Annotated in this window: 24 protein-coding genes, 1 tRNA gene and 1 riboswitch; of the genes, 15 read left to right on the forward strand and 10 right to left on the reverse strand. The window is 72.7% G+C overall.

Annotated features, from left to right (window positions below):
- The first annotated feature begins 22 nt into the window (after nucleotides 1-22).
- The 6 genes from QRT05_RS04495 to QRT05_RS04520 all read left to right on the forward strand — a co-directional run bounded on the left by QRT05_RS04495 (nucleotide 23) and on the right by QRT05_RS04520 (nucleotide 6,602).
- Complete coding sequence (locus QRT05_RS04495; protein ID WP_289445670.1) at nucleotides 23-1,825, forward strand: DUF4012 domain-containing protein; 1,803 nt, start codon at nucleotides 23-25, stop codon at nucleotides 1,823-1,825.
- A gap of 122 nt (nucleotides 1,826-1,947) precedes the next feature.
- Nucleotides 1,948-2,652: a peptidase gene (locus tag QRT05_RS04500; protein ID WP_289445672.1), complete on the forward strand. Its 705-nt coding sequence runs from the start codon at nucleotides 1,948-1,950 to the stop codon at nucleotides 2,650-2,652.
- Between the two features lie 226 nt (nucleotides 2,653-2,878).
- Nucleotides 2,879-3,580 carry a metal-dependent transcriptional regulator gene (locus tag QRT05_RS04505; protein ID WP_289445674.1) on the forward strand — a complete coding sequence of 234 codons (702 nt, stop codon included), beginning with the start codon at nucleotides 2,879-2,881 and terminating at the stop codon, nucleotides 3,578-3,580.
- A gap of 280 nt (nucleotides 3,581-3,860) precedes the next feature.
- Nucleotides 3,861-4,063: riboswitch (cyclic di-AMP (ydaO/yuaA leader) on the forward strand.
- Between the two features lie 9 nt (nucleotides 4,064-4,072).
- A complete protein-coding gene (locus tag QRT05_RS04510; RefSeq protein WP_407650294.1) occupies nucleotides 4,073-4,870 on the forward strand; it encodes a C40 family peptidase in 798 nt (265 codons plus the stop codon).
- A gap of 159 nt (nucleotides 4,871-5,029) precedes the next feature.
- Nucleotides 5,030-5,572, forward strand: coding sequence for an HNH endonuclease (locus QRT05_RS04515; RefSeq protein ID WP_407650308.1), 543 nt, complete (start codon nucleotides 5,030-5,032; stop codon nucleotides 5,570-5,572).
- Nucleotides 5,573-5,648: 76 nt separating this feature from the next.
- Nucleotides 5,649-6,602 carry a universal stress protein gene (locus QRT05_RS04520; protein ID WP_289445679.1) on the forward strand — a complete coding sequence of 318 codons (954 nt, stop codon included), beginning with the start codon at nucleotides 5,649-5,651 and terminating at the stop codon, nucleotides 6,600-6,602.
- A 28-nt stretch (nucleotides 6,603-6,630) separates the two neighbouring features.
- Here QRT05_RS04520 and QRT05_RS04525 read toward each other — a convergent pair whose 3' ends face one another.
- Complete coding sequence (locus tag QRT05_RS04525; protein WP_289445681.1) at nucleotides 6,631-7,089, reverse strand: Lrp/AsnC family transcriptional regulator; 459 nt, start codon at nucleotides 7,087-7,089, stop codon at nucleotides 6,631-6,633.
- Nucleotides 7,090-7,259: 170 nt separating this feature from the next.
- Here QRT05_RS04525 and QRT05_RS04530 point away from each other — a divergent pair, with 170 nt between their 5' ends.
- Nucleotides 7,260-8,099: a CAP domain-containing protein gene (locus tag QRT05_RS04530; RefSeq protein WP_289445683.1), complete on the forward strand. Its 840-nt coding sequence runs from the start codon at nucleotides 7,260-7,262 to the stop codon at nucleotides 8,097-8,099.
- Between the two features lies 1 nt (nucleotide 8,100).
- Here QRT05_RS04530 and rocD read toward each other — a convergent pair whose 3' ends face one another.
- From rocD to QRT05_RS04545, 3 genes are all read right to left on the reverse strand, one after another.
- Complete coding sequence (rocD, locus tag QRT05_RS04535; protein ID WP_289445684.1) at nucleotides 8,101-9,309, reverse strand: ornithine--oxo-acid transaminase; 1,209 nt, start codon at nucleotides 9,307-9,309, stop codon at nucleotides 8,101-8,103.
- 1 nt (nucleotide 9,310) lies between these two features.
- Nucleotides 9,311-10,141 carry a dimethylargininase gene (ddaH, locus tag QRT05_RS04540; RefSeq protein WP_289445686.1) on the reverse strand — a complete coding sequence of 277 codons (831 nt, stop codon included), beginning with the start codon at nucleotides 10,139-10,141 and terminating at the stop codon, nucleotides 9,311-9,313.
- A 120-nt stretch (nucleotides 10,142-10,261) separates the two neighbouring features.
- Nucleotides 10,262-10,720: an SRPBCC family protein gene (locus QRT05_RS04545; protein ID WP_289445688.1), complete on the reverse strand. Its 459-nt coding sequence runs from the start codon at nucleotides 10,718-10,720 to the stop codon at nucleotides 10,262-10,264.
- 98 nt (nucleotides 10,721-10,818) lie between these two features.
- On the opposite strand from QRT05_RS04545, the gene QRT05_RS04550 reads away from it, so the two are divergent.
- Nucleotides 10,819-11,805, forward strand: coding sequence for an aldo/keto reductase (locus QRT05_RS04550; protein ID WP_289445690.1), 987 nt, complete (start codon nucleotides 10,819-10,821; stop codon nucleotides 11,803-11,805).
- A 4-nt stretch (nucleotides 11,806-11,809) separates the two neighbouring features.
- Here QRT05_RS04550 and QRT05_RS04555 read toward each other — a convergent pair whose 3' ends face one another.
- From QRT05_RS04555 to QRT05_RS04565, 3 genes are read right to left on the reverse strand one after another with little or no spacing between them, the layout of a single operon-like run.
- A complete protein-coding gene (locus QRT05_RS04555) occupies nucleotides 11,810-12,106 on the reverse strand; it encodes a hypothetical protein (protein ID WP_289445692.1) in 297 nt (98 codons plus the stop codon).
- The gene (locus tag QRT05_RS04560) at nucleotides 12,088-12,855 is read right to left on the reverse strand and encodes a hypothetical protein (protein WP_289445694.1); all 768 of its coding nucleotides are present in this window, start codon (nucleotides 12,853-12,855) and stop codon (nucleotides 12,088-12,090) included. Before QRT05_RS04560 ends, QRT05_RS04555 begins: the two co-directional genes overlap by 19 nt.
- Nucleotides 12,855-13,313 carry an OsmC family protein gene (locus QRT05_RS04565; RefSeq protein WP_289445696.1) on the reverse strand — a complete coding sequence of 153 codons (459 nt, stop codon included), beginning with the start codon at nucleotides 13,311-13,313 and terminating at the stop codon, nucleotides 12,855-12,857. Before QRT05_RS04565 ends, QRT05_RS04560 begins: the two co-directional genes overlap by 1 nt.
- Nucleotides 13,314-13,415: 102 nt before the next feature.
- On the opposite strand from QRT05_RS04565, the gene QRT05_RS04570 reads away from it, so the two are divergent.
- Genes QRT05_RS04570 through QRT05_RS04585 form a run of 4 tightly spaced genes read left to right on the forward strand, consistent with a single transcriptional unit; the run spans nucleotide 13,416 to nucleotide 18,327 of the window.
- Nucleotides 13,416-15,500 carry a sensor histidine kinase gene (locus QRT05_RS04570; RefSeq protein ID WP_289445699.1) on the forward strand — a complete coding sequence of 695 codons (2,085 nt, stop codon included), beginning with the start codon at nucleotides 13,416-13,418 and terminating at the stop codon, nucleotides 15,498-15,500.
- Nucleotides 15,490-15,885, forward strand: a complete 396-nt coding sequence (locus QRT05_RS04575) for a response regulator transcription factor (RefSeq protein WP_289445701.1) — start codon at nucleotides 15,490-15,492, stop codon at nucleotides 15,883-15,885. The genes QRT05_RS04570 and QRT05_RS04575 overlap by 11 nt, the downstream gene beginning before the upstream one ends.
- 10 nt (nucleotides 15,886-15,895) lie before the next feature.
- Nucleotides 15,896-16,897 carry a HEAT repeat domain-containing protein gene (locus QRT05_RS04580; RefSeq protein ID WP_289445703.1) on the forward strand — a complete coding sequence of 334 codons (1,002 nt, stop codon included), beginning with the start codon at nucleotides 15,896-15,898 and terminating at the stop codon, nucleotides 16,895-16,897.
- Nucleotides 16,894-18,327 carry a glycosyltransferase family 2 protein gene (locus tag QRT05_RS04585; RefSeq protein ID WP_289445705.1) on the forward strand — a complete coding sequence of 478 codons (1,434 nt, stop codon included), beginning with the start codon at nucleotides 16,894-16,896 and terminating at the stop codon, nucleotides 18,325-18,327. Before QRT05_RS04580 ends, QRT05_RS04585 begins: the two co-directional genes overlap by 4 nt.
- Nucleotides 18,328-18,404: 77 nt before the next feature.
- Here the strand turns inward: QRT05_RS04585 and QRT05_RS04590 are convergent, their stop codons facing one another.
- Nucleotides 18,405-19,022 (reverse strand): LysE family transporter, encoded by a 618-nt coding sequence (locus tag QRT05_RS04590; protein WP_289445707.1) that lies wholly within the window; start codon nucleotides 19,020-19,022, stop codon nucleotides 18,405-18,407.
- Between the two features lie 203 nt (nucleotides 19,023-19,225).
- Here QRT05_RS04590 and QRT05_RS04595 point away from each other — a divergent pair.
- Together QRT05_RS04595 and QRT05_RS04600 are read left to right on the forward strand one after the other, a co-directional pair.
- A tRNA-Arg gene (locus tag QRT05_RS04595) sits at nucleotides 19,226-19,298 on the forward strand.
- A 416-nt stretch (nucleotides 19,299-19,714) separates the two neighbouring features.
- Nucleotides 19,715-19,843, forward strand: coding sequence for a hypothetical protein (locus QRT05_RS04600; protein ID WP_289445709.1), 129 nt, complete (start codon nucleotides 19,715-19,717; stop codon nucleotides 19,841-19,843).
- 37 nt (nucleotides 19,844-19,880) lie between these two features.
- Here the strand turns inward: QRT05_RS04600 and QRT05_RS04605 are convergent, their stop codons facing one another.
- Complete coding sequence (locus tag QRT05_RS04605; RefSeq protein WP_289445711.1) at nucleotides 19,881-21,506, reverse strand: LCP family glycopolymer transferase; 1,626 nt, start codon at nucleotides 21,504-21,506, stop codon at nucleotides 19,881-19,883.
- A 506-nt stretch (nucleotides 21,507-22,012) separates the two neighbouring features.
- Between QRT05_RS04605 and QRT05_RS04610 the strand changes: the two genes are divergently transcribed.
- Entirely contained in the window at nucleotides 22,013-24,148 is a 2,136-nt protein-coding gene (locus QRT05_RS04610) for a DEAD/DEAH box helicase (protein ID WP_407650295.1), read from the forward strand.
- A gap of 77 nt (nucleotides 24,149-24,225) precedes the next feature.
- On the opposite strand, the gene QRT05_RS04615 is transcribed toward QRT05_RS04610, so the two are convergent.
- On the reverse strand, nucleotides 24,226-26,997 hold the full coding sequence (locus tag QRT05_RS04615; protein ID WP_289445713.1) for an Ig-like domain-containing protein: 2,772 nt from the start codon (nucleotides 26,995-26,997) through the stop codon (nucleotides 24,226-24,228).
- Between the last annotated feature and the right edge of the window lies 1 nt (nucleotide 26,998).

The following is a 26,998-nucleotide window of genomic DNA, read 5'->3' on the forward strand; positions in this document are numbered from 1 at the left end:
TCCGGTATGTGACGATCGACCCGTGAGCGCACAGGTGGACGGCGAGACGAGCGCCGCCGAGCTGGACGACGACTCGTCCGCACCGCGGCCGAGGGGCAAGGCGGGCCGACGCTTCGCGCTGGGGTTCGTCCTGGTGCTCGTCGTGCTCGTGATCGCCGCCGGCTGGGTGACCTTTCGCGCGGTGCAGGCCACGGGCGCGCTCATGGACGCGCGCGACGTGGTCAGCACCATGGAGTCCGGCGTCGACCAGCGCGACGCCGCGGCCCTCACCGCCGCGCTGCCGCAGGCGCAGGAGGCGACCGCACGCGCGCGGCACGCGTCCTCGGACCCGGTCTGGAAGCTAGCCGAGCACGTGCCGTGGGCCGGCGACCAGCTCCACGCCGTGAGCGCGGTGTCCTCGGCGCTCGACGACCTGACGCAGGACGCGCTCCCGGCGGTCGGGGACATCGCCGAGCTGGTCCAGGGCAGCGGCCTGCGCCGCGACGACGGAAGCATCGACGTCGAGGCGCTCGCGGCCGCCGCGCCCGCGCTCACCGACGCCGCAGCCGTCGCGCGCTCCGCGCACGCGCGCGTCGCGTCCATCGACACGTCCGACCTCGTGGGACCGCTCGCCGGTCCCGTGGGCGACGCCGAGACGCGGCTGGCCAGCGTCGCCGGGCTGCTCACCGCCGCCGACAGCGCCGCCTCCCTGCTGCCGCCCATGCTCGGCGGCGACGGCCCGCGCACCTACCTCGTGCTCGCGCTGAACTCCGCCGAGCTGCGCAGCGCCGGGGGCATCGTCGGCAGCATCTTGGAGGTGAAGGCCGACGACGGGCGCCTCGCCCTGGGCCGGCAGATCAGCACCGCGCAGCTCAAGGGCATCGCCGAGCCCGTCGTGCCGCTCACGCCGGCCGAGACGACCCTGCACGGCGACCGGCTGGGCCGGTGGATCCAGAACGCCGTGGCCACGCCGGACTTCCCGCGCTCGGCGCAGCTCATCACCGCTCGGTGGGAGCGGGACGTGCACGGGAAGGTCGACGGGGTCGTGGCGACGGACCCCGTGGCGGTCCAGGAGGTGCTGCGCTCGCTCGGGCCCGTCAAGGCGGCCGACGGCCGCACGCTGCAGGCCGACTCGATCCTCAAGCTCCTTCTCCGCGACGCCTACCGCAACGCGGCGAGCGGGGCCCAGGCGGACGCGCTGTTCTCCTCGGTGGCCGGCAGCATCTTCGGCGCGCTGACGGGAGGAGCGGGCAGCACGACCGGCCTCGTGGACGCGGTGCAGACGGCGAGCGACCAGGGCCGGTTCCGGCTGTGGTCGGCGCACGACGACGAGCAGGCCGCGCTGGTCACCACGGGCCTCGGCAGTGCCTTCCTCACGGGCGACCACCCGGACGCCGCGGGCGTGTTCCTCAACGACGCCACCGAGGGCAAGCTCGACTACTACCTCGACGCCGACGTGAGCGTGCAGTGCTCAGCCGACGCGTCGACCGCCACCGTGCGGGTGACGCTGTCCTACGAGCCGCCCAAGGACGTCGAGAAGCTGCCCGAGTTCGCGCGCGGGGCACGCCCGCGCGCGGTGCCGCCCGGCTCGCTCGCCACCGGACTGCTCTTCTACGCCCCCGTGGGCGCGCAGCTCGACGCCGTACGGCAGGACGGTGACCTGGTGGCCGGTGCGACCGCCACGGAGGCCGGCAGGCGCGCGCTCGCGGCCACGTCCGTGCTTGCTCCCGGCGGCTCGACGGTCTACGAGATGACGGTGCCGGTGCGGCACGGCCAGGTCGACGTCTGGACCACGCCGACCGTCACGGGCTCGGGCTACGTGGGGGCCACCTGCACGAAGGGGTGAATTCGGCAGCCCCTGAGCGTAAATGTCCGAAATCACCCGATCTGCCGCTATCGTTGCGTCGCCCGCGGGGTGACGATAACGACGAAACACCGCAATCCGACCACCCTCAGGGGGAGACCGTCATGGCCAGAACCGCCAAAGCCTGCCTCGCAGCCGTCGCTGCGCTGGCCCTCATGCTCCTGGCTCCCGGGGCGGCGCTGGCGGCCACGAGCGCGGCCAGCGTCCCGGCGGCCGACGCGTCGCCGTCGCCCACCGGCTACGGCTGCATCGACGGTGAGGACGAGTACGGAGCACCCCTGCCGTGCGAGCTCAAGATCCAGGTGCTGAACCCGATCTGCGACAACAACGTGCCCAAGCTGCAGTACCAGGTGGAGGCCGTCGGCTCGCCCAACACGACCGTCAAGATCACGTGGATCAACCCGGACGGCGACGACGTGGTCCAGTCGGGTCTGCCGCTGTCGGGCACGGTGCTGTGGCCCGGCGCGGTCCAGGGCGCGAACGGCGAGGCCATCGACTGGCCCGGCTGGCGGCTGGAGAACGGCGTCTGGGTCGAGGGCGACGAGTTCGACTGGGTCCGGCCCTCCGTGAAGGTGCTGTTCCAGGTGAACCCGGAGATGTCGGTCTCCGTGGCCTACCCGCCGTCCAGCCCCGCGTGCCTGACGAGCCCGCCCGACACCCAGGTGCTCGTCGACAACCCGCTCCCTCCGGGCGAGATCGCCGCGACCGGCTCGAACGTCGCCCCGCTGCTGATCGGCGGCGCAGCGCTGGTCGTGGTCGGTGCCGGAGCCGTCCTGCTGGTCAACCGTCAGCGCCGCACGCAGGCCTGACACCCGTCAGGGTTCTCGAAGCCCGCCCGGTCCGCACCAGCGGACCGGGCGGGCGTCGTTCGTCCGGGCGCGCGCGCTCGGTGGTGGACGCCTCACGGGAGGGGCCCCCGAGTGTCCGCGCGAGCAACTACCCTGAGCGCACGTGCGCACGCGAGGCTCGCCCTCGCGTGACCCCCCGTGACGGGCACAGGGGACGGGCACGGGCGAGACGACGCGGAGGCCAGCGGTGAGCGACCTGATCGACACGACAGAGATGTACCTCAAGACGATCTACGAGCTCACCGAAGAAGGCATCACCCCGCTGCGCGCACGCATCGCCGAGCGGCTCGGCCACTCCGGCCCCACCGTCTCGCAGACCGTGGCGCGCATGGAGCGCGACGGCCTCGTCGTGGTCTCCGGCGACCGGCACCTGGAGCTCACCGACGCGGGCCACGGCAAGGCCATGCGCGTGATGCGCAAGCACCGCCTCGCCGAGCGTCTCCTGACCGACGTGGTGGGGCTCGAGTGGCCCTTCGTCCACGAGGAGGCCTGCCGCTGGGAGCACGTCATGAGCGAGCGCGTGGAGAAGCGTCTGGCCGCGCTGCTCGACCACCCGCACTTCGACCCGTACGGCAACCCCATCCCCGGGCTGGGCGAGATCGGTGAGGAGTCCACCCGCGTCGGCTTCCTCGACGGCGTCGCGTCCGTGCTCACGCTCGTCGACCAGGGCGGCCTGCCGGACGGCAAGGCGACCGTCGCGCGGATCGCGGAGCCGCTGCAGGTGGACGTCGAGCTGCTCACGCGGCTCGCCGAGGCCGGCGTGCTGCCGAACGCGGAGATCACGGTGGAGCGCGGGATCGGCGTCGTGACCGTGGGCGCGCCCGGGTCGGCCTCCGTGCTGGACCTGCCCGACGACGTCGCGCGGCACATCTTCGTCACGACGCGCTGACGCGCTCGCGGACGCCCCGCCCCCGGCCCGTGAGGGCGGGTGGACGGGGCGTTTGCTGCGTCTATGCCCGAATCGTGACCTGTCCGGGCGTGTCACCCGGTCGGATGAACTCCACCCGGTGCGTTCCACGGCGCTCTGACCTGGGACAACGCGCCCGTCGCGCACTCATGCAGGTCGATTGTTCAGATCGGAGCCATTTTCTCGTGATCGGAACGTGACAATCCCGCCGGACGTCAGGTACGTTCATCCTGCTTCTAGGAACCCCTCCTCCCAGAAGCCCTCGAGCGGAACGCCGAACCCTGCCGCCGCCACGAGGTCCGTACAAACCGCCGGCAGGGGCGGGGGACCCAATTGTGGGCACCGGAAGTCTCGGTGTCCTTGGGGTGAAGCCCCGACGAACGACCTCCAGGTCGGCCGTCGAGGCCGGGTGTTTCTCCCACCCGAACCCGACAGCTCACCTCGTAGGCGTCACGGAGAGGCACTCGCGTGACCGTGAGCACCACCACACGCGCCCGTCACCGGGCAGCACGGCGGCCATCGACGCCGCTGACCGAGCTGGCGTCCGCCGCGTCGGACCAGCTGGGCACCGTCGGCCGTCGCACGGCAGTCGTCGCAGCATCGTCGGGCCTGATGGTCTCGATGATCGGTGCGCCCGCCATGGCGGCGGCCCCCACCGACGACACCGTCACCGGCGCCCTCGCGGCCGTCGACACGGACGCGCTGACCGCCTCGGCCAAGGCCGTGCTGGCCTCCGGCCCGGTCGTCAGCGCCCCGGCCGACGCCAAGTGGACCATCGACTCGCCGATCGTCAAGGCCGTCAAGCCCGAGGTCAAGAAGGTCGTCGTCGTCGAGACCCGCGAGGCCGCCCCCCAGGTCTCCCGCAGCACGCTGCGCAGCACCGCTTCCTCGGATTCGAGCAACGACGACGTTGCCAACAACCCGATCCCGCAGTCGGTCTCCGGCAACGCGGTCCTCGAGGTCGCGGCCCGCTACGTCGGCACGCCGTACGTCTACGGCGGCGCCGCTCCCGGTGGCTTCGACTGCTCGGGTTTCGTGTCCTACGTCTACAAGCAGCTCGGCATCTCGCTGCCGCGCTCGTCGAGCGGCATCCGCGGCGTGGGCCACGTGATCTCCCGCTCGGAGGCGAAGCCGGGCGACCTCATCTGGACGCCGGGCCACATCGCCATCTACGCCGGTGGCAACCAGCAGATCGACTCGCCCCGCCCGGGCAAGACGATCCAGTTCCGTGGGATCTGGCAGAGCAACCCCACGTTCCTGCGCGTCGGCTGACGCGCACAGCCTTCTCGACGAGGCCCCGACGACACGGTCGTCGGGGCCTCGTCGCATCCCGGCCACCGCCTGTGGTTACTCTGGGCGAGCACCACGCTGCACTTCGCTCCGCGGGCCGGCAGCCAGCCGGTCCGACCCCCCGGTCGGGAGATTGCCGTGCTGACACAGGTCGTACCCGAGTTGCCTGCGCCCCTGCCCACGCCGGCCTCCCAGGCCCGCACGCTGCTGCTCAACGCCAGCCTCGAACCCCTGTGCATCGTGAGCGTGCACCGGGCCGTGCTCCTCATGATGTGCGGCAAGGCGACCGTGCTCGAGACGGACGGGCGCACCCTGCACTCGGCCCACGTCGAGGTCCCGGTCCCCGTGGTGATCTGCCTGACGCGCTACGTGCACGTGCCGAGGCGGCGGCCGGTGCCGCCCACGCGCCGCACCGTGCTGCAACGCGACTCGCACCGCTGCGCCTACTGCGGCGGCGGAGCGGACACCGTCGACCACGTGCACCCGCGCTCCAAGGGTGGCCGCCACGAGTGGACCAACGTGGTGGCGGCCTGCGTGCGGTGCAACCACCGCAAGGCCGACCGGCTGCTGCACGAGCTGGGGTGGGAGCTGCCCTTCACCCCGCGGGCCCCGCGGTGGTCGGTCGCGTTCGGCAGCGGTGCCGTGCGGGCAGACCCGCTATGGTCCGCCTATGTCGTCGTGTGACCGATCGCGAGACACTGGAGCGACGGGGAGCTCGCCGCTGACGCACGCTGCCCGCCGTGAGCGCGAAGGAGCGGGGATGCGGGACGACGTGATCCTGGTCGGGGTGGACGGGTCGACGCCCAGCCTGCACGCGTTGGACTGGGCCGGCGCCGAGGCGGCCCGGCGCGGGTGGTCGCTGTACCTCGTCTGCTCGTACGCGCTGCCCTCGTTCACCGCGGCCTCGCTCGACGGCGGCTACGCGGCCCTGGACGACTCGGCGATCCAGGAGGGCGCCCGGGCCGTGCTCGCCGAGGCGACGGCGCGCGTGTCGCACCTGGGCGTCCCCGTGCGGAGCAACGTGCACACGGGCGACGCGGCCGGGGTGCTCATCGAGCTGTCGCACACCGCCCGTCTCGCGGTGGTGGGCACGCGCGGCCGGGGCGGGTTCGCCGACCGGTTGCTCGGCACGGTCTCGTCGGCCCTGCCCGCGCACGCGCACTGCCCGACGGTCGTCGTCCCGCTGCGCGACGGCGAGGGCCACGCCCTGGCCGACGACGCCGAGGTGCCACCCGTGCGGCCGCTGCGGCGCATCGTCGTGGGCGTGGACGGCTCGGAGCAGGCCGAGCGTGCGCTGCGCTACGCGGTGCGCGAGGCGCAGGCGTGGGGGGCGGAGCTCACGGCCGTGGCCGGCGTCCCGGTCGGGTCGATGACGGGGGTCCTCGCCTGGCTGCCCGCCGCCGTCGACCACGAGCAGGTGCTCAAGGACATGCAGGAGGGCCTCAACGTGGTCGTGGACCGCGCGCTGCTCGACTACCCGGACGTCGTGGTCAAGCGGCACGCGCTGGACGGGACCGGGGCGGAGCTGCTCACGGAGTTCTCGGTGGCGACGGATCTCATCGTGCTCGGCTCCCGCGGCAGGGGCGGGTTCGCCGGGCTGCTGCTCGGCTCGACGAGCCAGGCCGTGCTGCACCACGCGCGGTGCCCGGTGATGGTCGTGACGAACCGCTGCGACGCGACGCCGGAGCGGGCTGAGGAGCCAGAGGGCCGCTGACCGGGCCGCCGATCGGGCCTGGGCGCGCTCAGGGCTGCTGCGGGACCTCCGGACGCCGCACGAGCGCGGAGAGCACGATGGTCGAGCGCGTGCGCGAGACGAACGGCTCGGCGGCGAACCGCTCCACCACCTGCTCCAGGTGGCGCATGTCGCGCGCCCGCACCTGCACCACGAGGTCCACGTCGCCCGTCACGGTGCTCGCCGCGACCACCTCGGGGTACTGCTCGACCGCGGTCCGCATCGTCGCGGGGCTCGTGGAGCCCTGGCAGAAGATCTCGACGAAGGCCTCGGTGTGCCAGCCCATCGCGGCGGGATCCAGCCGCACGGTGTAGCCGCGGATGACGCCGCGCTCGCGCAGCCGGTCCACGCGGCGCTTCACGGCCGGCGCCGAGAGCGAGACCTGCTGGCCCACCTGGGCGAAGGTCGCGCGGGCGTCGACCGACAGCACACGCAGGATCGCCAGGTCGAGATCGTCGATGTCAGGCACCTGCACATCCTCGCGGATCGCGCGGTGTGTTGGTGACCTCGGGCGACAACCAGTGTGATAACGGACCCAATTGGGCATAGTGGCTCAAGTTGCCGTCGTCGACTGCCGATCTCGGGGATTCAGGCGAGCCCGCTCCGCGCGGGTTCACGTGGATTGCCGAGGGAGCTCAGATGCGTGCGTGGGACAAGAACTCGAGGGCGGTCACGGCAGTCTTCGTGACGGCCGCCGTGATCGCGGCCGGCGCCAGTGCGGCGTGGAGCGACACCGAGGGGTCCGCCGGGTCGGCACCCGCGCCCACCGCCACGGTGTCCGCGACGCCCGAGCCGACGCTCGACCCCACCCTCACGGCCGAGCCGGAGCCCACCGCGGCGCCCGCGCCCAGCGCCTCGCCCACGCCCAGCGTGTCGCCCACCACGGCGCCGGTGGCCGCGCTGCCGGCGGCGGGAGCGGGTGCCTCCACGGCGCCCGCCGTCTACCGCGACGCCGTCCCTCTGACGATGCGGTCCGCGGCCAGCACCCGAGCGCTGTCCGCGTCCTCGGCCGCCGCCGCAAAGAGAGCGGCTGCCAAGAAGGCCGCCGCCAAGAGGGCGGCTGCCGCGAAGCTGGCCTCGGTCCGCGCGGCGGCCATCAAGGCGCCGGCCCGCGTGCCGTCGGGCGGCCTGGTGTGCCGCGGCTCGGGCGGCGCCGGAGCGGCCGAGCAGCGCGTGAAGGCCATCGGCGCCGCGATCAACTCCTACCGCAAGAGCCACGGCCTGCGGACGCTCCGGGTCTCGCGCTCCACCACCCTGGTGAACCACGCCAAGCGCATGGCGACGACCGGCGGCATCTGGCACTCGGGCAGGGACAACATCGTGGCCTGCGTGAGCGACGACAGCGCCCGGACGATGGTGCGCGCCTGGGCCCACTCGGCCCCGCACAAGGCTCAGATGCTGCGCCGCGGCGTGACGCGCATGACTGTGGGCGGCGCTGTGAACGACGGCTGGCTGTTCGGGGCCGTCCGCTTCCTCTGAGTCAGGCCAGCGCGTCCGTGAGGGCGTCGAGGGCGGTGTCCAGGTCGTCCGCGGCGATCGTCAGCGGCGGCGCGAGTCGCACCGTCCGCCCGTGCGTGTCCTTGGCCAGCACCCCGCGCGCGAGCAGCCGTTCGCACAGCTCGCGGCCCGTCGCGGGGCCGGAGCCCGGGGCGACGTCGAGCCCGGCCCACAGGCCGAGCCGGCGCACGGACGCGAGCGAGCCGGCCGCCACGAGCGCGTCGAGCCTCTCGCCCAGCTGCAGCCCACGCGAGCGGGCCGCCGCCTGGGGCTCGCCGGTGCCGAGCAGCCCGACGACGGCCAGGCCGACCGCGCAGGCCAGCGGGTTGCCGCCGAACGTCGAGCCGTGCGTCCCGGCGGTCAGCACGCCGAGCACGTCCTCGCGCCCCACGACGGCGGAGACGGGCACGATGCCGCCGCCCAGCGCCTTGCCCAGCGTGACCAGGTCCGGCCGGACGCCCCACGTCTCGCACGCGAGCGTGGTGCCCGTGCGACCGAGCCCGGACTGGATCTCGTCCGCGATCAGCAGCACGTCCGCGCCGGTGCACAGTGCGCGCACCGCGGGCAGGTAGTCCGGGGGCGGGACGACCACGCCCTGCTCGCCCTGCACGGGCTCGAGCAGCACGGCGACCGTGGTCTCGTCGATCGCGGCGGCCAGCGCCGCCGCGTCGCCGTACGGGACCGACTGGAAGCCGGGGGTGAACGGGCCGAAGTGCCGGCGTGCGTCCGGGTCGTCGGAGAACGAGACGATGGTCGTCGTGCGGCCGTGGAAGTTGCCGTCGGCCACGATGATCGTCGCGCGGTCGTCCGGCACGCCCTTGACCTCGTACCCCCACTTGCGGGCGGCCTTGATCGCGGTCTCGACGGCCTCGGCGCCCGTGTTCATGGGCAGCACCAGCGACGGGCCGGCGAGCAGCGGCTCGACGAGCGCGGCCAGCGCGCCGGCGAACGGCTCGAGCAGGTCGTGGTCGAACGCCCGGCTGGTCAACGTGAGCCGGTCGAGCTGGGCGTGCGCCGCCTCCAGCAGCATGGGGTTGCGGTGCCCGAAGTTGAGCGCCGAGTACCCGGCCAGCAGGTCGAGGTAGCGCCGGCCGTCCACGTCGGTGACCCATGCGCCCGACCCGGAGGCCAGCGTGACCGGCAGCGGGTGGTAGTTGTGCGCCAGCGCCGACCGAGTCGAGGTGACGGTCATGTCAGGAGCGGATCTCGAGCGTGCAGCACTTCGCGCCGCCGCCACCCTTGAGCAGCTCGCTGGTGTCCACGGGGATCGGGGTGTAGCCGCGCTCGCGCAGGGCGCCGGCGAGGTCCACCGCGCCGGGGGCGACCACCACGTTCTCGCCGTCGGAGACCGCGTTGAGGCCCAGGGCCACCGCGTCCTGCTCGGTGGCGTGGATCGCGTCGGGGAACAGCTGCTCCAGGACGGCCCGGCTGCCGGCCGAGAAGGCGGGCGGGAAGTACGCGATCTGCGGGTCCTCGGCGCTGCTCGAGATCACGGCCAGCGCGGTGTCGAGGTGGTAGTAGTGCGCGTCGACCAGGTCGAGCGAGATGACCGGCCGCCCGAACAGCTCCTGCGCCTCGGCGTGCGCGGCCCGCTCGGTGCGGAAGCCGGTGCCGGCCAGGATGACGTCGCCGACGACCAGAAGGTCGCCCTCGCCCTCGTTGGTCTGCGCGGCGGTGTGGGTGACGAAGCCCTGGTCGGCGAACCACTTCTGGTACGCCGGGCCCTCGGGCTGACGCTCGGGGTAGCGGAACCGGGCGGAGTAGACGACGCCGTCCACCACGGTGGCGCCGTTGGCCGCGTACACCATGTCCGGCAGGCCGGCGATCGGGTCGATGGTGTCGACGCGGTGCCCGAGGTCCAGGTAGGTGTCCCGCAGCGTGCGCCACTGCCGGACCGCCAGGTCGGCGTCGGTGTACCGCGTCTTGTCCATCCACGGGTTGATCTCGTAGGAGACGGTGTAGTGCACCGGCTCGCACATCAGGTAGTGGCGGGCGGTACGTCCGGGCGCGCTGGCGACGGTCATCGGGCTCCTTCGGGGCAGTGCGCGGGGGAGCGCAGGTCTGCATCGAGGGTACGAGCCGCCACCGCGTCGATCCGACAACCCGCGTTGCGCGTATGGGCGCGATTCGTTGCGCCTACCGGCTCAGCAACGGCGATCCGTTGCGCTTGACTCCGCAGCCGCGGCAGTCAGCGCACGGCGCAGCATGGCGCCCAGGAAGGGGCGCACGAGGGCGCGGCCCAGCGCGGAGGGCACGTGCGCGAGGTACACGTCCTCGGCCCACACGATGCGCGCGTGGGAGTCGTCGAGCGCGCTGACCTCGATGCGTGCCTCGCCCAGCAGCACCGGTCCACGCTTGACGAACACCGCGACGCGGTCCGGGCCGGGCGGGTCGGCGCGCGTGATCTGCATGCGATCCACGAGTCCCGGCCACCCTCGTCGGGCGCCCGGGCCCGACGTCGCCACGATCCGCGTGCCGACCCGCGGCGGGCCGTCGGTCTGCACCCGGGTGAGCGGGATCCAGCGCGCGTGGTTGCGTGCGTCGGTGAGCAGCTCCCACGCCTCGTCGGCCGGCACGGGCAGCGTGCGCGTGGCGCGGATCATCGGGCGTCCCGGCGCGCGCAGGTGCGTCCGTGCGGGCGGGCCGGCGCCGGGTCGGGCACGCGTGGAGGGGCCATGCGTGCCACGGTAACGTCGCCCGCATGGAGACGCGTGTGCTGGGACGGACGGGGCGGCCGGTCGGGGTCGTCGGACTGGGCTGCTGGCAGCTCGGCGGCGACTGGGGCGACGTGTCGTCGGACGCGGCGCTGTCCGTGCTGGCGGCCGCCGTCGACGCCGGGGTGACGTTCCTCGACACCGCGGACGTCTACGGCGACGGCCGCTCCGAGCGGCTCGTGGGGGAGTTCCTCGCGTCCCGCCCGTCGGCGGGCCTGACCGTCGCCACCAAGATGGGCCGACGAGCCGACCCGCACACGCCCGAGGCGTACACCCTCGACGCCTACCGCGCGTGGAACGACCGCTCGCGCACCAACCTGGGCGTGGACACGATCGACCTGGTGCAGCTGCACTGCCCGCCGACGCCGGTGTTCCACCGCGAGTCCACCTACGACGACCTCGACACGCTGGTCGAGGAGGGCCGCATCGCCGCGTACGGCGTCTCTGTGGAGACGGTCGACGAGGCGCTCGCGGCCATCGCCCGCCCGAACGTCGCGACCGTGCAGATCATCCTCAACGTGTTTCGCCGCAAGCCGCTGGACGCGGTGCTGCCCGCGGCGCTCGAGGCCGGCGTCGGCATCATCGCGCGCGTGCCGCTCGCGTCGGGTCTGCTCTCCGGCAAGTACGACCTGTCGACGCAGTTCGCGGACTCCGACCACCGCAGCTTCAACCGGCACGGCGAGGCTTTCGACGTGGGCGAGACGTTCGCGGGCGTGCCCTACGACGTGGGGGTCGCGGCCGCGCGGGAGGTCGCCGCGCTCACCCCGTCCGGCGCGACGACCGCGCAGCTGGCCCTGCGCTGGATCATCGACCAGCCGGGCGTCTCCGTGGTGATCCCCGGCGCGCGCAACGCGGAGCAGGCGCGAGCCAACGCGGCGGCCGCGGACCTCGAGCCGCTGCCCGCGGACGCCCTGGACCGGCTGCGGGGGATCTACGACTCGCGGATCGCGGAGCACGTCGCCTCGCGCTGGTGAGTCCTCAGCGGGCGACGCGGTCGAGCGCTGCCGAGATCTCGGCCTCGACCTGGTCCAGCGACGCGTCCTGGGTGGTGGTGCCGGTCCACGCCCGGGTGTCCACGGGCCAGGTGTGCGTCGTGGTCCGGTCGCCGGAGACGGTCAGCGTGATCTCGCGCACCAGGCCGCGGCCGTGGGGCCGACGAGCGGCCTCGACGCTGAAGCTGGCCGGGCGCAGGGCGTCGTCGTAGCGCACGTGGAGCCGGGATCGCAGGTCGTCGAACGCCGCGCGGTCCCAGGGGGTCAGCGGCGCGAGCCCCACTTCTTCTTCTCCTTCGCCTGCACGTTGATCCGGCCCTCCGGAGCGTCGAGCTGCGGGCGGCCACCCTCGCCAAGCTGCTTCGCCGCTGCCGGCTCGACCTCGATCACGTGCCCGAAGGTCGCGGGCGCGTTGCCGAACGCGGCACGGGCGCCCTCGATGACGGTGCGGCCGAGCGCGCGTGCACCGGCGACGCCGATGACCATGCCGACGCCGTAGGGGATCAGCCGGCCGAAGAACAGCCCGCCCTGCCGCGCGACCTGCTTGCGCACCATGCGGCGGGTGAGCGTGTTGTTGACCTTCTTGACCGTCGCGATGGGCATCCGGGTCAGCATCACGCGGGCCACGCCCGCGGCGCCCTGACCGGTCATGTCCGTGACCGCCTTGGCGCCCGACTCACCCAGCAGGCTGGTGAGCAGCAGCGCCGTGCGGCGCTCGGAGTCCTCGACGTCGATGCCGTGCACGGAGGCGACCGCCAGCACGTACGCGGCCGACGCCCCGAAGAACGTGGCGACATCGCTCGCGGTCAGCGCGAGCGCGACGCCCGTGCCGACCGCGGGTGCGGCCGCCGCGGCGCCCACCGCGCCGCCCGCCCCGGCGACGACCATGAGGTACTCCTTCTCCAGCAGTCGGATGATCTGCGCGGGAGACGCCTCGGGGTTGCGGCTGCGGACCTTCTCCACGTGCGCGTGGATGGTCGAGGAGGGGATGGCGACGGCGCGGGCGAGCGCCTCGTCGACGACGCCGGCCATCAGCGCTCTCCGATGACCGTGAGCTCGACCTCGGCGCCCGCCTTGAGCGTGCGGCCCACGGTGCAGTGCTGGTCGATCGCCCGGTGCATCACCGTCAGCAGGCGCTCGCGCTGCTCGGGCTCGAGGCCCGACAGGTCGACGCTGAACCGCTCGGTCAGTCGGGGGTAGAGGTCCTGCTCGTCGTCGGCCGGGCCCTCCACCTCGATGGTGACGGCCACGTCGTCGCCGAGCCGGCGTGCCACGGCGGTGTCGGCCGACAGGCCCGAGCACCCGGCCAGCGCGATCTTCATGAGCTCGCCGGGCGTGAAGGCCTGGTCGTAGGAGATGTCGCCGATCTCCACGCTGGCCCCGCGCGAGTTGCGGCCCACGTAGCGCCGCCCGCCCGTGCGCTCCACCCACAGCCGCGTGCCTGCGGCGTTGGCGGGTACGGGGGCGGCGGCCTGCTCCTGCGTCGTCATTCCCCGATCCTTGCACGCGATGCGCGTCCTTCTCCTGGCGAGCGCACACCGGGTGGGCGAGGAGTTCTAGCCGCTGCCCGACCGCGTGTGCAAGCATCGAACGTGGCCACCGCGACGGAGGGACCGCAGCCGCCCACCTACGGGGTGGACCGTCTGTGGCGGGGGGCCGCGGTCGCGGCCGTCGGCCTGTGGGTGGCATGGCTGGCGGTCCCGTCGCAGCTCCTCGTCGTCAAGCACGTGGTCCTCTACCCCGCCGGGGACTTCTTCGCGGCGGCCGCCGTCCTCGTCGGCGTGCGGCGCTACCGGCCGCGGGCGCCGTCGGCGTGGCTGCTGATCGCCGTGGGGCTCGTCGCGTTCGGCATCGCCGACCTGGTGTACGGGCTGTTCCAGGTGGTCGGGGTCGACCCGTTCCCGTCGCTGGCGGACGTGTTCTACCTCGCGGCGTACCCCCTGTTCGCGCTCGGACTGCACGTGGCAAGCACGTCGCGTGTTCCCCAGGGCGATCGCGGCGGCCTCATCGACGCCTCGATCATCACGGTCACGGCTGGCTTGTTCGCCTTCCTGCTGATCGCCAATCAGTACATCAACGACCCTGAGATCCCCCTTGCGCCGACGATCGTCGCCAGCGCGTACCCGCTCGCCGACGTCCTGGTGCTCGCCCTCGCGGTGCGTTTCCTTCTGGCCGTGCAGTGGCGGACTCCGTCGCTGGTCATGCTCGCGCTCGGCCTCTGCCTGGTGCTGTCCGGCGACGTGGTCTACAGCGTGACGGACGCGTTCACCACGTCCGGATCGACGACCGGCGCCGATGCCCTGCTCATGGCCGGGGTGCTCGTGATGGGGCTCGCGGGGCTGCACCCGACGATGACGCAGCTCACCACCGAGCCCGCCGAGGTCCGGGTGCCCGAGTACAGCGTGCACCGCGTGGTGTCCCTCTACCTCGTGAGCATGGTTCCGGTGGCCGTGCTCGCGGTGCAGGCCGTCATCGGCGACGTGCAGAACGCGTGGATCACCATCTTCGCCCTGGTGCTCATCGTGGGCCTGGTGCTCGCACGGTTCATCGACCTCGCCGGCCAGAGTCGCGCCGCGACGCGCCGCGGGGCGGTGCTGAGCCGGTTCACGTCGGCGATGCTCCAGCACAGCGGTCGGGCGGACCTTCTCGCCGTCGCGGCGCAGACGGTCGCCGAGCTGGCCCCCGCGGGGCGCGCTCGGGTCGTCGACCGGGGCGAGGGTGGCGTGGACGAAGCGACGCAGTTCGCCGTCCCCGTCGAGGTCGGCGGAGAGGTCACCGCGTGGATCGTCGCCGATCGTGAGGCGGCGACGTGGCGAGGCGTCCGTGACGCGCTGGGCAACGTGGCCGGAGGCCTGTCCGTCGCCCTCGAGCGCGAGCGGCTCATCGAGGCGCAGAAGGCGAGCGCGGCCAGCCTGGCGGCGCAGAACGCTCAGCTTCGCGAGCTCGACCGCATGAAGGACCAGCTGGTCAGCTCGGTCTCGCACGAGCTGCGCACGCCGCTGACCTCCCTCGGCGGTTACATCGAGATGATGCTGGAGGGCGAGGCCGGCGAGCTGACCGCCGACCAACGGCACTTCGCCGAGGTCATCGACCGCAACTGTCGGCGGCTGAACCGGATCATCGACGACATCCTCTTCGTCGCGCGCGTCGACGCCGGAAAGCTGTCGCTCGAGCGCGCCTGGGTGGACGTGCCGACCATCGCCGCCGCGAGCCTGGAGACGGTCAGGGCCCGTGCGCAGCAGAACGAGGTAGCGGTCACCCTCACCGCGCCGGACCCCGTTCCGCAGGTGTGGGCGGACGCCGGCCGATTGAGCCAGATGTTCGACAACCTGCTGTCGAACGCCGTCAAGTTCACCCCGCCCGGTGGCACGGTCGACGTCGAGGTGCGCGCGGAGCACGACATCCTGCTGGTCGTCGTGCAGGACACGGGGATGGGCATCCCGCAGGACGAGGTGGCTCACCTCTTCGAACGGTTCTTCCGGACGTCGACCGTCGGTGCCGTCGCCGGGACGGGCCTGGGGTTGAGCATCGTGAAGTCGATCGTCGAGGTGCACGACGGGACCATCGCGGTCTCGAGCACCGAGGGCGTGGGGACGACCTTCAATGTCCAGCTGCCCGCGCGAGAGCGCGCGAGCGCAGGAACCGTCGAGCTGATGGAGGAGCACGATGAGCGCTGACGACGCAGCGGGAAGGCAGCCCGTGATCCTTGCCGCCGACGACGACGAGGACATCCTCGAGATGGTCGCGTTCCGGCTGGAGCGCTCCGGCTACGCCGTCGTGCGGGCACATGACGGTGCCGAGGCGCTGGCGGCCGCGCGCGAGACCTTGCCGGACCTCATCGTGCTCGACGTCATGATGCCGAAGATGGACGGGTACGAGGTGACTCGCGCCCTGAGGGCCGACGAGTCGACCAGCAGGATCCCCGTCATCCTCCTGACGGCACGCGTGCAGGACTCGGACGTCCAGAAGGGGTTCGACGCAGGCGCCGACGACTACGTGCGCAAGCCGTTCAGCCCGCAGGAGCTCCGGTCCCGCGTGCAGGCGATCCTCGGCCGACGCTGACGGGCACGCCGTGACCCTGTTCATCACGATCGCGGTGCTGGCGCTGCTGGGTGCGGTGGGCGTTCTGGCGGCTCTCGCGCACCGTCGCCGGCTCGCGCGGCGGGAAGCCCGGCGACGTGAGATCGCCACGCGGCTCCGAGCGGTCGCCATCGACCTCGTCGACGGCGAGGTGACGCCGGTGCCCAGGCTGTCGGCTCCGGAGGCCCTCGTGTTCGCCGACCTGCTCGTGCGCTACGCGCGCGGGCTCCGCGGCCAGGCTCACGAGCGGATCGCCGCGTACTTCGAGGACACGGGGGCCGTCGATCGCGAGGTGCGCCACCTGGGCAGCCGGCGCGAGCGTGTGCGGGTCGAAGCGGCGTTCGGGCTCGGTGACATGGGCTCCGCGCGTGCGGTGCCCGCACTGCTCGCAGCACTCGAGGACCGCAGCGTGGACGTACGTGCCGCCGCGACGCGCAGTCTCGGCCGGATCGGTGCGACCGAGGCCGTCGAGCCGGTCATCGCCGCATCCGTCGCCCAGCGGCTGCCTCGCGCCGTCGCAGGAGCCGCCCTGCTCGAGATCGGCTCGCCGGCGGTGGGGCAGCTGCTCGTGCTGCTCGGCCACGAGGATCCTCACGTGCGCGCCGACGCCGCCGAGCTGGTGGGACTGCTCGGCGCGGCGAACGACGCCGACGCGCTGCCGACCCGTCTGCGCGACGCATCCCCGGACGTGCGCGCGGCCTCCGCCGTGGCGCTCGGCCGCCTCGGGAGTGCAGACGCCCGCGACCAGCTCGTCGCCACCCTGAGCGACCGGGTGCCGTTCGTGCGCGCGTCGGCCGCCCGCGCACTCGGGCAGATCGGCGGCCGCACCGCCACTGCCGCCCTGCTCGACGTCGCGCGTCGGGACGAGTTCGACCCGGCCGCCGAGGCTGCACGAGCCCTGGCGCGCATCGACCCGGCGCTGGTGATCACGGTGGCAGCACAGTCCGACGCCAGCCAGCACCTGGTCGAGGCGGCGGATCGGCTGCTGCTGTGAGCGGCGCCGAGACGGCGTTCGTCGTCTTCTCCGTGCTGTCCTTCGCCTACTTCGTCGTGCTGGACCTGCTGTACCTCACGCTGACGGCCCTGGCCTGGGTCGACCTGCGCAAGAAGATCTGGCGGCGCAACTACCTGGGCCTCGACGAGGTGTTCGCCTCCCCGCTGACGCCCGGCATCTCTGTGATCGTCCCCGCGTACAACGAGGAGGTCGGCATCGTCGAGAGCGTGCGGTCGCTCCTGGCCCTGCGTTACCCGCGGCACGAGGTTGTCGTGGTCAACGACGGCTCCAAGGACGGCACGATCGACGCACTCGTCGAGGCGTTCGACATGGTGCCGGTCCGACAGGCGATCCGTGAGGGCATCGCGACCGCGGCCATCCGCACGGCGTACGTGTCCCGCCCGCACGAGGAGCTGCTGGTCCTGGACAAGGAGAACGCCGGGCGCTCCGACGCCATCAACGCCGGCATCAACGCAGCCCGATACCCGTACGTGTGCATGATCGACGCCGACTCGCTGCTCGAGCAGGACGCCCTGCTGAAGATCGCCAAGCCGCTGCTCGACCACCCGGGCTCGCTGGTCGCGGCGGGCGGCACCGTCCGGGTGGCCAACGGTTGCGACATCCAGCACGGGCAGGTCGTCGAGGTGCGCCTGGCACGCAACAGGCTCGCGGTCATCCAGACGCTGGAGTACATCCGCTCGTTCCTCGTCGCGCGCGTCGGCTGGGGGCGACTGAACGCCCTGGGACTCATCAGCGGGGCGTTTGGGATCTACGAGCGGGCACTCCTGCAGACCGTCGGGGGGCTGTGGGTGGACACGGTCGGGGAGGATCTCGAGCTCACGATCCGGTTGCACAAGTACCTGCGCGAGCGAGGTGAGCCCTACCGGATCGCCTTCGTCGACGACCCGGCGTGCTGGACCGAGGTCCCCGAGGACGTCGCGACGCTCGGGCGCCAGCGCCGTCGCTGGCAGCGGGGGCTGTGGGAGTCCCTGCGGCGGCACCGAGGGATGCTCGGCAGACCCCGGTACGGGGTGGTCGGCACCCTGGTGCTGCCCTACTTCGCGGTGTTCGAGTTTCTCAGCCCGGTCTTCGCCCTGCTCGGGCTGCTCGTGACGGTGCTGCTATACGTGCTGGGCGTCGTCTCGGCCGGCTATCTGCTCTCGATGCTCGCGGTGTCCGTCGTCCTGGGGGTGGTGCTCTCCACCGCAGCGCTGGCGATCGAGGAGCTCAGCTTCGGTCGGTACTCGCGCCGGCGCGACGTGCTGAGGCTGATGGCGTACACCGTGATCGAGAGCATCGGCTTCCACCAGCTGCATCTGACGTGGCGCCTGCTCGGGTACGTCGACATCGTCCGCGGCAAGACCGAGTGGGGCGAGCAGAAGCGCCGCGGCCTGGCGCGGCCCACGACGCCCCCGTTGCCCCATCCTTGACCGGTGCGCCCGCCCGTGCGTGGCCGCCCGACGACGTGTGCGCGCGGTCGTCCTGGCTGGGGCGCACCGGGCGGGCGTCAGTGCACGGCGGCCAGCGCTACTCCGACGCCGACGAACAACGCGCCGAACACCCGGTTGACGGTGCGGCGCCCCGCCTCGCGCGCCGTGAACCGCACGAGCCCCCGCGCCGCCACCGCGAACAGGAACCACATGACGAGGATGTCGACGGCCACGACCGTCGCCGCGACGATCGCGTACTGCGGGACCAGTGCACGGTCCAGGCGGACGAACTGCGGGATGAACGCGAGGAAGAAGACGATCGCCTTGGGGTTGGTGAGGTTCACCAGCAGCCCGCGGCGGAACATCGACCAGGCGGGCTCGCGGGTCACGTGTGCGTTGTCGTCGGCCGCGGTGGACGCCCGAAGCTGCCGCACACCCAGGAAGACGAGGTAGGCGGCGCCGATGTAGCGGATCGCGTCGAACGCGACCTGCGAGCGGCTGACGAGCGCACCCACGCCGGCTGCCACGATCGCGATGTGCACCACCAGGGCCAGCTGCTGCCCGAGGATCCCCCAGATGGACCGGGTCCAGCCCGAGCCGAGCGAGTTGGACATCGTGTTGACGGCGCCCGCGCCCGGGGTGCAGGAGATGACGAGGCACGCGCCGACGAGGGCGAGCCAGAGGGACGGGCTCACGTGCGGGCCCTCGTGTTCGTCACCGGGACATCATGCCGGGGTCACTGGCTGTTGCCCCGCTTCGGGTGGCAGAGCCGGTTCCTGTAGCCTGGCGTGCGGTCGCTGGCCTCTGGTTGAGGGTCGGCGGTCCGAGCGTGACCGGGTCTTCTGGTCTGCGGAGCAGCGCCCTTGCCGGCTGCTTCTCGGTGGGCTCCCGGTCTCACGCGCCTGTAGCTCAGGGGATAGAGCACCGCTCTCCTAAAGCGGGTGTCGGCAGTTCGAATCTGCCCAGGCGCACATGCGAGCAAGGTCAGCCCACGTCCTTGCCGTACTGCTCTGGGTCGGCGTCGCAGCCACGGTCGGAGCGTGCAGTGGCTCGGAGGGGATCTCCGCCGGGTCGCTGAGCATCGGCCCGGGCAGCGAGGAGCTGAACTGCTCGGACCCGGGGTGCGCAGCACGCGCGCCCTGGCGGCCGTGTGGGTCAAGAACACGGGCGAGTCGCCTATCAAGATCGTCAAGGTCGAGCCTGTCGCCCCTCACGACTTGGAGATCGACCCACCTTTCCTCATCCCCCGGGCGGGAAGTGGTACACCGTCAGCGGCTTCGTCCCGCCGTCGAAAGGCGACACGTGGGCGACGGCCGCGTGGCCACGCAGGGTTCCCCTGGAGCAGGGCGTTCTCCAGCCTGGCGAACTCTGGGAGATCGTCCAGCCGATGCGCGCGCTGACCGACGATGCGAGCTTCGAGGCGACGCGTGTCGTGTACGAGGAGAGCGGCAAGCGGCGCGCGGGGCAAGACAAGACCGCCATGGGCATCATCGGAAACGGCCCGAGGTGCTCCTAGCGTCGAGACGGCTCGAGCTGGTCGAGCCGTCCCGCGCTCACGAGATCGGGGCAGCCGGCTGCGCGTCCAGCGTGTCCGTCCGCAGCGCATCAATCAGCGCCGCAAAGGGCGCGGCCTCAGGCACAGTCGCGGCCGAGTCACCGGTCGTCACGACCTTCGTCCGGACCGGCACCACCCGCACCTCCCCGGGACCCACGTTCCGGACGCTGGTCAGAAGTCCGACCAGCTCGGACCGGTCGAACGCCTGGTCGACGGCGACGGATCCGGAGACGACTCGGAGCAGCCGCAGCCAGGTAACGGGGTTGCGCCGGACGTCGTCGTCCCCCAACCGGTCGAGGATCGCGCGGAGCCACACCGCCGAGCGCCGCGCCCCCGTCACGTCGTCGACGCCGTCCGCGCGGACCCAGGCGAGGGCCTCCTCGCCCGTGAGGACCTGAGGGCCGGCCGACACCTCGCGCCCGTCGATCACCACGTCCGCGTCCAGGTCGACCTCCACGCCGCCGAGCTCGTCGGTCACCTGGGCGAACGTGTCGGAGTCGGTGAGCGCCACGTGGTCGAGGCGCACGTTCGTCAGCCGCTCGACCGTCTGCACCGCGCCGGTCGGGCCGCCCTCCGCGAAGGCGGATCGCAGCGTTCCCGGGCCCGAACCCGGCACGTCGGCCGCGAGGTCCGGGGGCATCGCGATGACCTGCACGCTGGACCGGTCAGCCGAGACGTGCGCGAGCATGACGATGTCGGTCTGGGCGGCCGCCTCGGCCCAGTCCTGGTCCCCCTTGGTGCGGACGTCGTCCGTCGAGCCGAGCACGAGGATGTTGACGGGGACGGGCCCGCCCACCTCGGCGGGCGTGAACGGGGGCGGCCGGTCGGCCGCTGGAATCGGGTTGGGGAAGCGCTCCAGTCGGTTGTCGAGCGCCCCGACGACGACGAGCGCCCCGGCCATGGCGACGACGATCAGGAGGACGAGCGACCCGACGACCGCGATGGCGATGTTCCGGCCGCGGTGGCTGGGGGAGCGCGGCGGCGGCTCCGGCCGGCGCGGGGGTGCGGGCGGCGGTCCCGGCTCGTCGGGAGGCGAGAGCACCGTCCACACGATGCCGTCCACGGCGGCGCGGACCTGGTCGAGCGACTCCTCGTAGCCGCGTGGGCCGGCCGCGGCGGGGAAGGGGATGTCGTCGTCCTCGGCGACCGGCCGTGCGCCCCGCTGCGCCGGTGCCACCCGGGCCAGCGCGGCCAGCCGCGCTGCCGCATCCCCCTCGGGCAGGGCAGACGGGCCCAGGGACGTGGCGAGCCGGGCCATCTCCGACAGGGTGAAGGTGCGCCGCACCGCGGCCGGAACCCTGCGGACCACGGCCGCCCGCTCGTCCCGGGTGGCGGTGAGGACGAGGTCGGCCGACTCCACCATGGCCGCGTCGAGCTCCTGCGCGTGGTGGCCGTCGACGGCCACCCCCTCGCGCGCGAGAAGCTCGCTGAGGTGCTCGGGCACCGGATCGCCGGGCGTGGCGTGAATCCCCGCGCTGGTCACCGTCACGGCGCTGTCCGCCCCGAGCCTGGCGCGCAGGAGCCGCTCGGCCGCGAGTGAGTCGCCCACGTTCGTGGCGCCGACCAGGAGCACGTGGAAGCGGCTCGCCACGGCCGTGGGCGGGACTGCCTCGGGCGGGCTCATCCCGCAAGTGTGTTGCAGAAGTTGGACGCCCGCTATAGGCGACTTGGGGCGAATTGTCCGGATGGGATCGCCGACGTCCTGCGCCAACGGGCGCACCGCCGCGCGCCGACGCCTGCGCACGCCCGGGGCGTCGTACCCTGGACCCGCAGCCGAAGGCAACCGGCTGGCACACCCGTGGTGCCGGCCGTACCTCTCGGACTGGCAACACCCGGAGCGTCCACCGACCGGCGGGGACACGCTGCTGCGTGCACGGCGTCGCCCGCACCGCGCCCCCGCACGCGGGGGCGGTCGGGGTGGGGCTCCGTGCAGGGTGAGCACCGGACCCGGTGACTCGGACGCGGAGCGTCGTCCGGCCGGGCTCAGCCTGTGGTCGGCAGGGGTCGTGGCCGCACGGTCATGGCGGGGGAGCGAGTGAGGACCGACGTCCGCAGGTGCGGCGTCGGCCGTCGGCGGCGTGAGCGAGGGCTCGCGCGCGACGCAGGCATCGAGCCTGCGAAGGAGGAGCAGTGGCATCAGGCCAGGGCCGGTCCGGCCGCGGGCGCACCGATTCGGGCGCGCAGCGCCGACGTCCGCAGCGGTCGGAGCAGGGGCTCATCCCTGTGCTCGCCGACGTGGCGCGCGAGGTCGACGGCGCGGTCAAGAGACCGCCCACGCGCCCTGCGGTGCGGCTGAAGTTCCAGGTGGTGGCGCTGCTGGTCCGCGAGGAGCGGGCCCGGGTGATGGCCGACGCCGAGCTGACGAACGCGCGCAGGACCGAGCAGCTCAAGCGGCTCGACGGCGTCGCGACGATGCTGGCCAAGACGGCCGCGCGGGACACCTCCCTGCTGGAGCTGCTCGCCGAGGATGCCCGGGTCTCCGACGCGGCGCGCGCCTTCAAGGCGACCGTCATGCGGGCCGGCGGCATGGAGCCACCCGAGGAGCCCGAGCCCGAGCCGCCCGCCGCGCCGGCGCCCGACGCCACGACCCGCGTCGTGCCGCAGTCCGTGCTCTCGCGCCAGCTCGCCAACCCGTTCCTGGCCCCGGACTACGAGGCCGCGGCCGAGCGCATCGCCGCGCGTCCCCGCCGGCTGGCCGGCTGGGAGCTGCTCGAGCCGCTGTTCCGCTCGTTCGAGTACGCGGCCAACGGGGCGCCCGCGTGCATGCGGCTGCCCGACGGTCGCCTGGTGCGCGGGCCGCTGGGCCGCGAGCTCATGCCGCACCAGGCGCAGGTGGTCGCGGCGACGGCCGGCGGGCACCGCACGTTCCTGCTCGCCGACGAGCCCGGTCTCGGCAAGACCGCGCAGGCGCTGCTCGCCGCGCAGGCCGCCGACGCGTACCCGCTGCTCGTGGTGGTGCCCAACGTGGTCAAGACGAACTGGGCGCACGAGGTGGGGCTGTGGACCCCGTCGCGGACGGCCACGGTGGTGCACGGCGACGGCGAGCAGGTCGACGCCTTCGCCGACGTGGTGATCGTCAACTACGAGCTGCTCGACCGGCACGTGGGGTGGCTGGGCGACCTCGGGTTCCGCGGCATGGTGGTCGACGAGGCGCACTTCATCAAGAACAAGACCTCGCAGCGCTCGCAGCACGTGCTCGCGCTCTCGCAGCGCATTCGCGAGCGGACCCCGCGCGCGCTGCTCATGGCCCTCACCGGCACCCCGCTGATCAACGACATCGAGGACTTCCGGGCCATCTGGCAGTTCCTCGGATGGATCGATGAGAAGACGCCGCAGGGCGCGCTCATGACGGCGCTGGAGGACACCGGGCTGACGCCGGCGGACCCGGGCTTCTACGCGGCCGCGCGAGCCGCCGTCATCGAGATGGGGATCGTGCGACGCCGCAAAGTGGACGTGGTCGCGGACATCCCCGCGCGCCGCGTGGCAGACCTGCCGGTCGAGCTCGACGGGGCCGCGGGCCGCAGCATCCGGGCCGCGGAGGTCGCGCTCGTCAGCCGACTCGTGTCCCAGTACCGGGCCGCGGTGGAGTTCCGCGGGGACGCGGCCGGCGACGGGATCGACGCCGAGCTGGTGCGCCGGGTCGCGGCCGCCGAGCTCAAGGACTCGAGCTCGAAGACCGGCGGCGAGAACGTGTTCACCATGGTCCGGCGCATCGGCCAGGCCAAGGCCGGACTCGCGGCCGACTACGCGGCGCAGCTGGCCCGCAACGTCGGCAAGGTGGTGTTCTTCGCCAAGCACGTCGACGTGATGGACCAGGCGGAGCAGACGTTCGCCGACCGGGGCATCCGCTACGCCTCGATCCGCGGGGACCAGACCACCAAGGTGCGCGAGAAGAACATCGCGGCGTTCGTGGACGACCCCGAGGTGTCGATCGTGGTGTGCTCGCTCATGGCCGCCGGCGTGGGGCTCAACCTCCAGGTGGCCTCCAACCTGGTCCTGGCCGAGCTGTCGTGGACCGACGCCGAGCAGACCCAGGCCATCGACCGCATCCACCGCATCGGCCAGGACGAGCCGGTCACCGCGTGGCGCATCATCGCCGCGCAGACCATCGACGCGAAGATCGCCGAGCTCATCGACAGCAAGTCGGCGCTGGCCGCGCGGGCGCTGGACGGAGCGGCCGACGAGGAGGCCGTGGCGACCGACGTCCAGCTCGAGGCGCTCGTCAGCCTGCTCACGGACGCGCTGGCCACCGACGGCGTGCACTGATCCCGCAGACGACGGACGGGTGGTGGCGCCTGCGAGGAGCAGGCACCACCACCCGTGCGGTCAGGCGGTAGCCGGAGCTACTTGACGACCTTGAACTTCACCGTCGTCGCGGTGGCCGGGGCGTACGTCGTGGAGCCGACGTACTTGGTCGAGATGCTCCACGTGCCCTTGGGGAGCTTGGGCAGCGTGAACGTGGCCTTGCCGGACTTCAGCGTGAAGGTCTCGGTCGCCTTGAGCCCGCCGCGCGAGATGGTGACCTTGACCTTGCCGGTCGCCAGGGCCAGGCCCGACGCCGTCGTGACGGTGACCGTGGCCTTGCCGTAGGCCTTCGTCGTCGGGATCCGGGTCACCTTGGTGGCGACCTTGGACACCTTGCCCTGGGTGACCTTGAGGGTGCGGGTCGCCGAGGTGGCCGACACGGTGCTGCTGCCCGAGTACGTCGCCTTGAGCGTGTACGACTTCACCGGCAGCGACGCGGGGAGCGTCACGGCGGCCAGGCCGCTGCTGAGCGTGACGGTGCGGGCGGTGCCCGCGCCGGACAGCGTGACCTTGCCCGTCGCGGGCTTGCCCTTGGCGTCGACGACCTTGACCGTGACCTTCACGGCCTTGCCGTACGGGCTGCTGGTGACCGCGGAGACCGTGGCCTTGGCCGTCAGCTTCTTGACGGTCAGGGTGAGCGGCGTGGAGACCGACGAGGCGTAGAGCGCGTCACCCGAGTACGCGGCCGTGACCGTGTACGTGCCCACCGGGAGCGTGGCGGGCGCGGTGAACGTCGCCGTGCCGTCGACGATGGTCGCGCTCACCGGCGCGCCGGGCAGACCCTGGAACCAGACGTTGCCCGTGGCGCCGGCGGTCACCGTCGCGGTGAACGCCGCGGCGGTGCTGTACGACGTGGACGTCGTGCCGGTCAGGGCGACGCTGGACTGCTTGCCGACCCGCAGCGTGGTCGTCGACGGGGTGATCGAGTAGCCGCGGCCCAGGTACGTGACCGTCCACTCGTCGCCGATCTGGTCGGAGGAGATGGCCGGCAGCGTCACGGAGACCGCCGAGCCGTCCCGCTTGAGCGCGGTGGCGTTGCCCACCTGGTTCCCGTCGGCGTCGCGGACGACGACGTAGCCGGCCGGCTTGCCGGTCGCGGTGCTGCGCGGGACGTCGGCCCCGGTCTTGTTGAAGGTGATGAACGGCGCGTAGTCCGCCGCGCTCACCGAGATGGCGAGCGTGGGCGTGGTGCCCGGCACGAGGTCCGTCGACGGCTGGCCGTCGACCAGGACGGACGTGGAGCTCGTGTAGTGCGTCGAGCCGAGCGAGCCCAGCACGTCGGCGTACGCGTCGAGCGCCTCGGTGGCGAAGTCACGCGCGTTCGCCAGGCGGTCGCCACCGGCGACGTAGCTGCCGTTGAGCGTGGTGTCGGGCGTGTTGGGCAGGTCGTGACCGGCCACGAACCAGTGCTCGGTCATGTACTCGGTGTACGTGCCGTCGTCGTTGGTGCGGATGGCCTCGTCGACCACCGGCGCGGCGTTGCCGAGCGCGTCCTTGTGGCTCGGGTTGTAGACCAGCAGCGCGGGGACCTGCAGGCGGCGTGCGGTCTTGACCGGCTGCGTGGTGTCGCCGCCCGGGTAGTACCGGTTGGGGCTCGCGCCCGGCTCGCCGTCGTTCGCGTACTCGGCGACCGCGTTGTACAGGTAGGTGTTGAACAGCTCGCCGTAGAGGTGACCCGGTGCCAGCACCTTGTCGCCGAGGACCTTGGGCGCACCGCTGGTGCGGATGTGGTCGTACGTCGTGCCGCCGTTACCCGCCGAGAAGAGCGAGAAGTCCAGGTTGTAGATCGTCTTCACGCCGTTGGCCTGCGCGTCCGCGTTCAGGTGCCCGATGACGGCGCGCGTGTTGTGGCACCACGTGCCGCCGAACAGCAGCGGGACGTCGCTGCTCGCGTAGCGCGGGTTGCTGAGCAGGTCGATGGTCTCCGGGTACGACAGCTGCTGGACGCGCCAGCCGCCCTCGCCGTCCGCGTCGCCCAGGATGTCGCGGCCGTACTTGACCGCGTCGGCGTCGGTCGTGGCGTACGTCGCGTTGTGGCGGCGGTTGACCTCGTCCTTGTAGAACTCGAACTGGGTGTTCACGCTCAGGTCCGGCGTGGTCACGGTGCCGCCGTCAAGCAGCGTCTGCTTCACGGCCTCCTCGTAGGCGGCGCGCTCCTCGGCGGTGTCGAGGTCCGCGGCCGTCTTGCGGTCGGACAGCGAGGAGACGACGTGGTCGTCGTTGCCCTCGCCGTCCGTGCGGTCCTTGTCGAGCACGACGAGGTACGGGCTGCTCACCACGCCGTCGGTGCGGACGAACTCGGGCGTGGGGCTGTTGCCGTTGATCAGGTCGATGAGCGGGCCGCCCGTGGTCGCGACCGCGCCCTCGGCCTTCCAGTACGCGAGGCCGTCGCCGCCCAGCTGGGTGGCGAGCTCGTTCCAGTCGAAGACGTTGAGCGCATTGCCGTCGATCCGCGGGTTGAACACGTAGATCTTCTGCACGCCGATGCTCTTGGCCGCGGCATTGATCGAGCCGATCTCCGCCTGGACGCTGGCGTCCTCGGGGTCGCCGATCAGGACGGCGTACTTGCCGGACTTGAAGCGCAGCAGGTACTTCAGGCGCTCGATGGTGATCGTCTCGAACACGTGCTGGCCGCGCTCGGCGGCGAGCGCCGGGAAGACGTCCGCGAGGTAGTCGAAGTCCACGCTGGACGTGACGGGCGGCGGCGTCGCGGCGGTCGCGCCGGGTGCGGTCAGGGCGACCACGGGGGCGGCCGCCAGGGTGGCGACCACGATCCCGGCGATCCTGCGCCGCAGGGGAGAGGCAGACATG

It is taken from the genome of Cellulomonas edaphi (genome assembly GCF_030362815.1).
Lineage (GTDB): Bacteria > Actinomycetota > Actinomycetes > Actinomycetales > Cellulomonadaceae > Cellulomonas > Cellulomonas edaphi.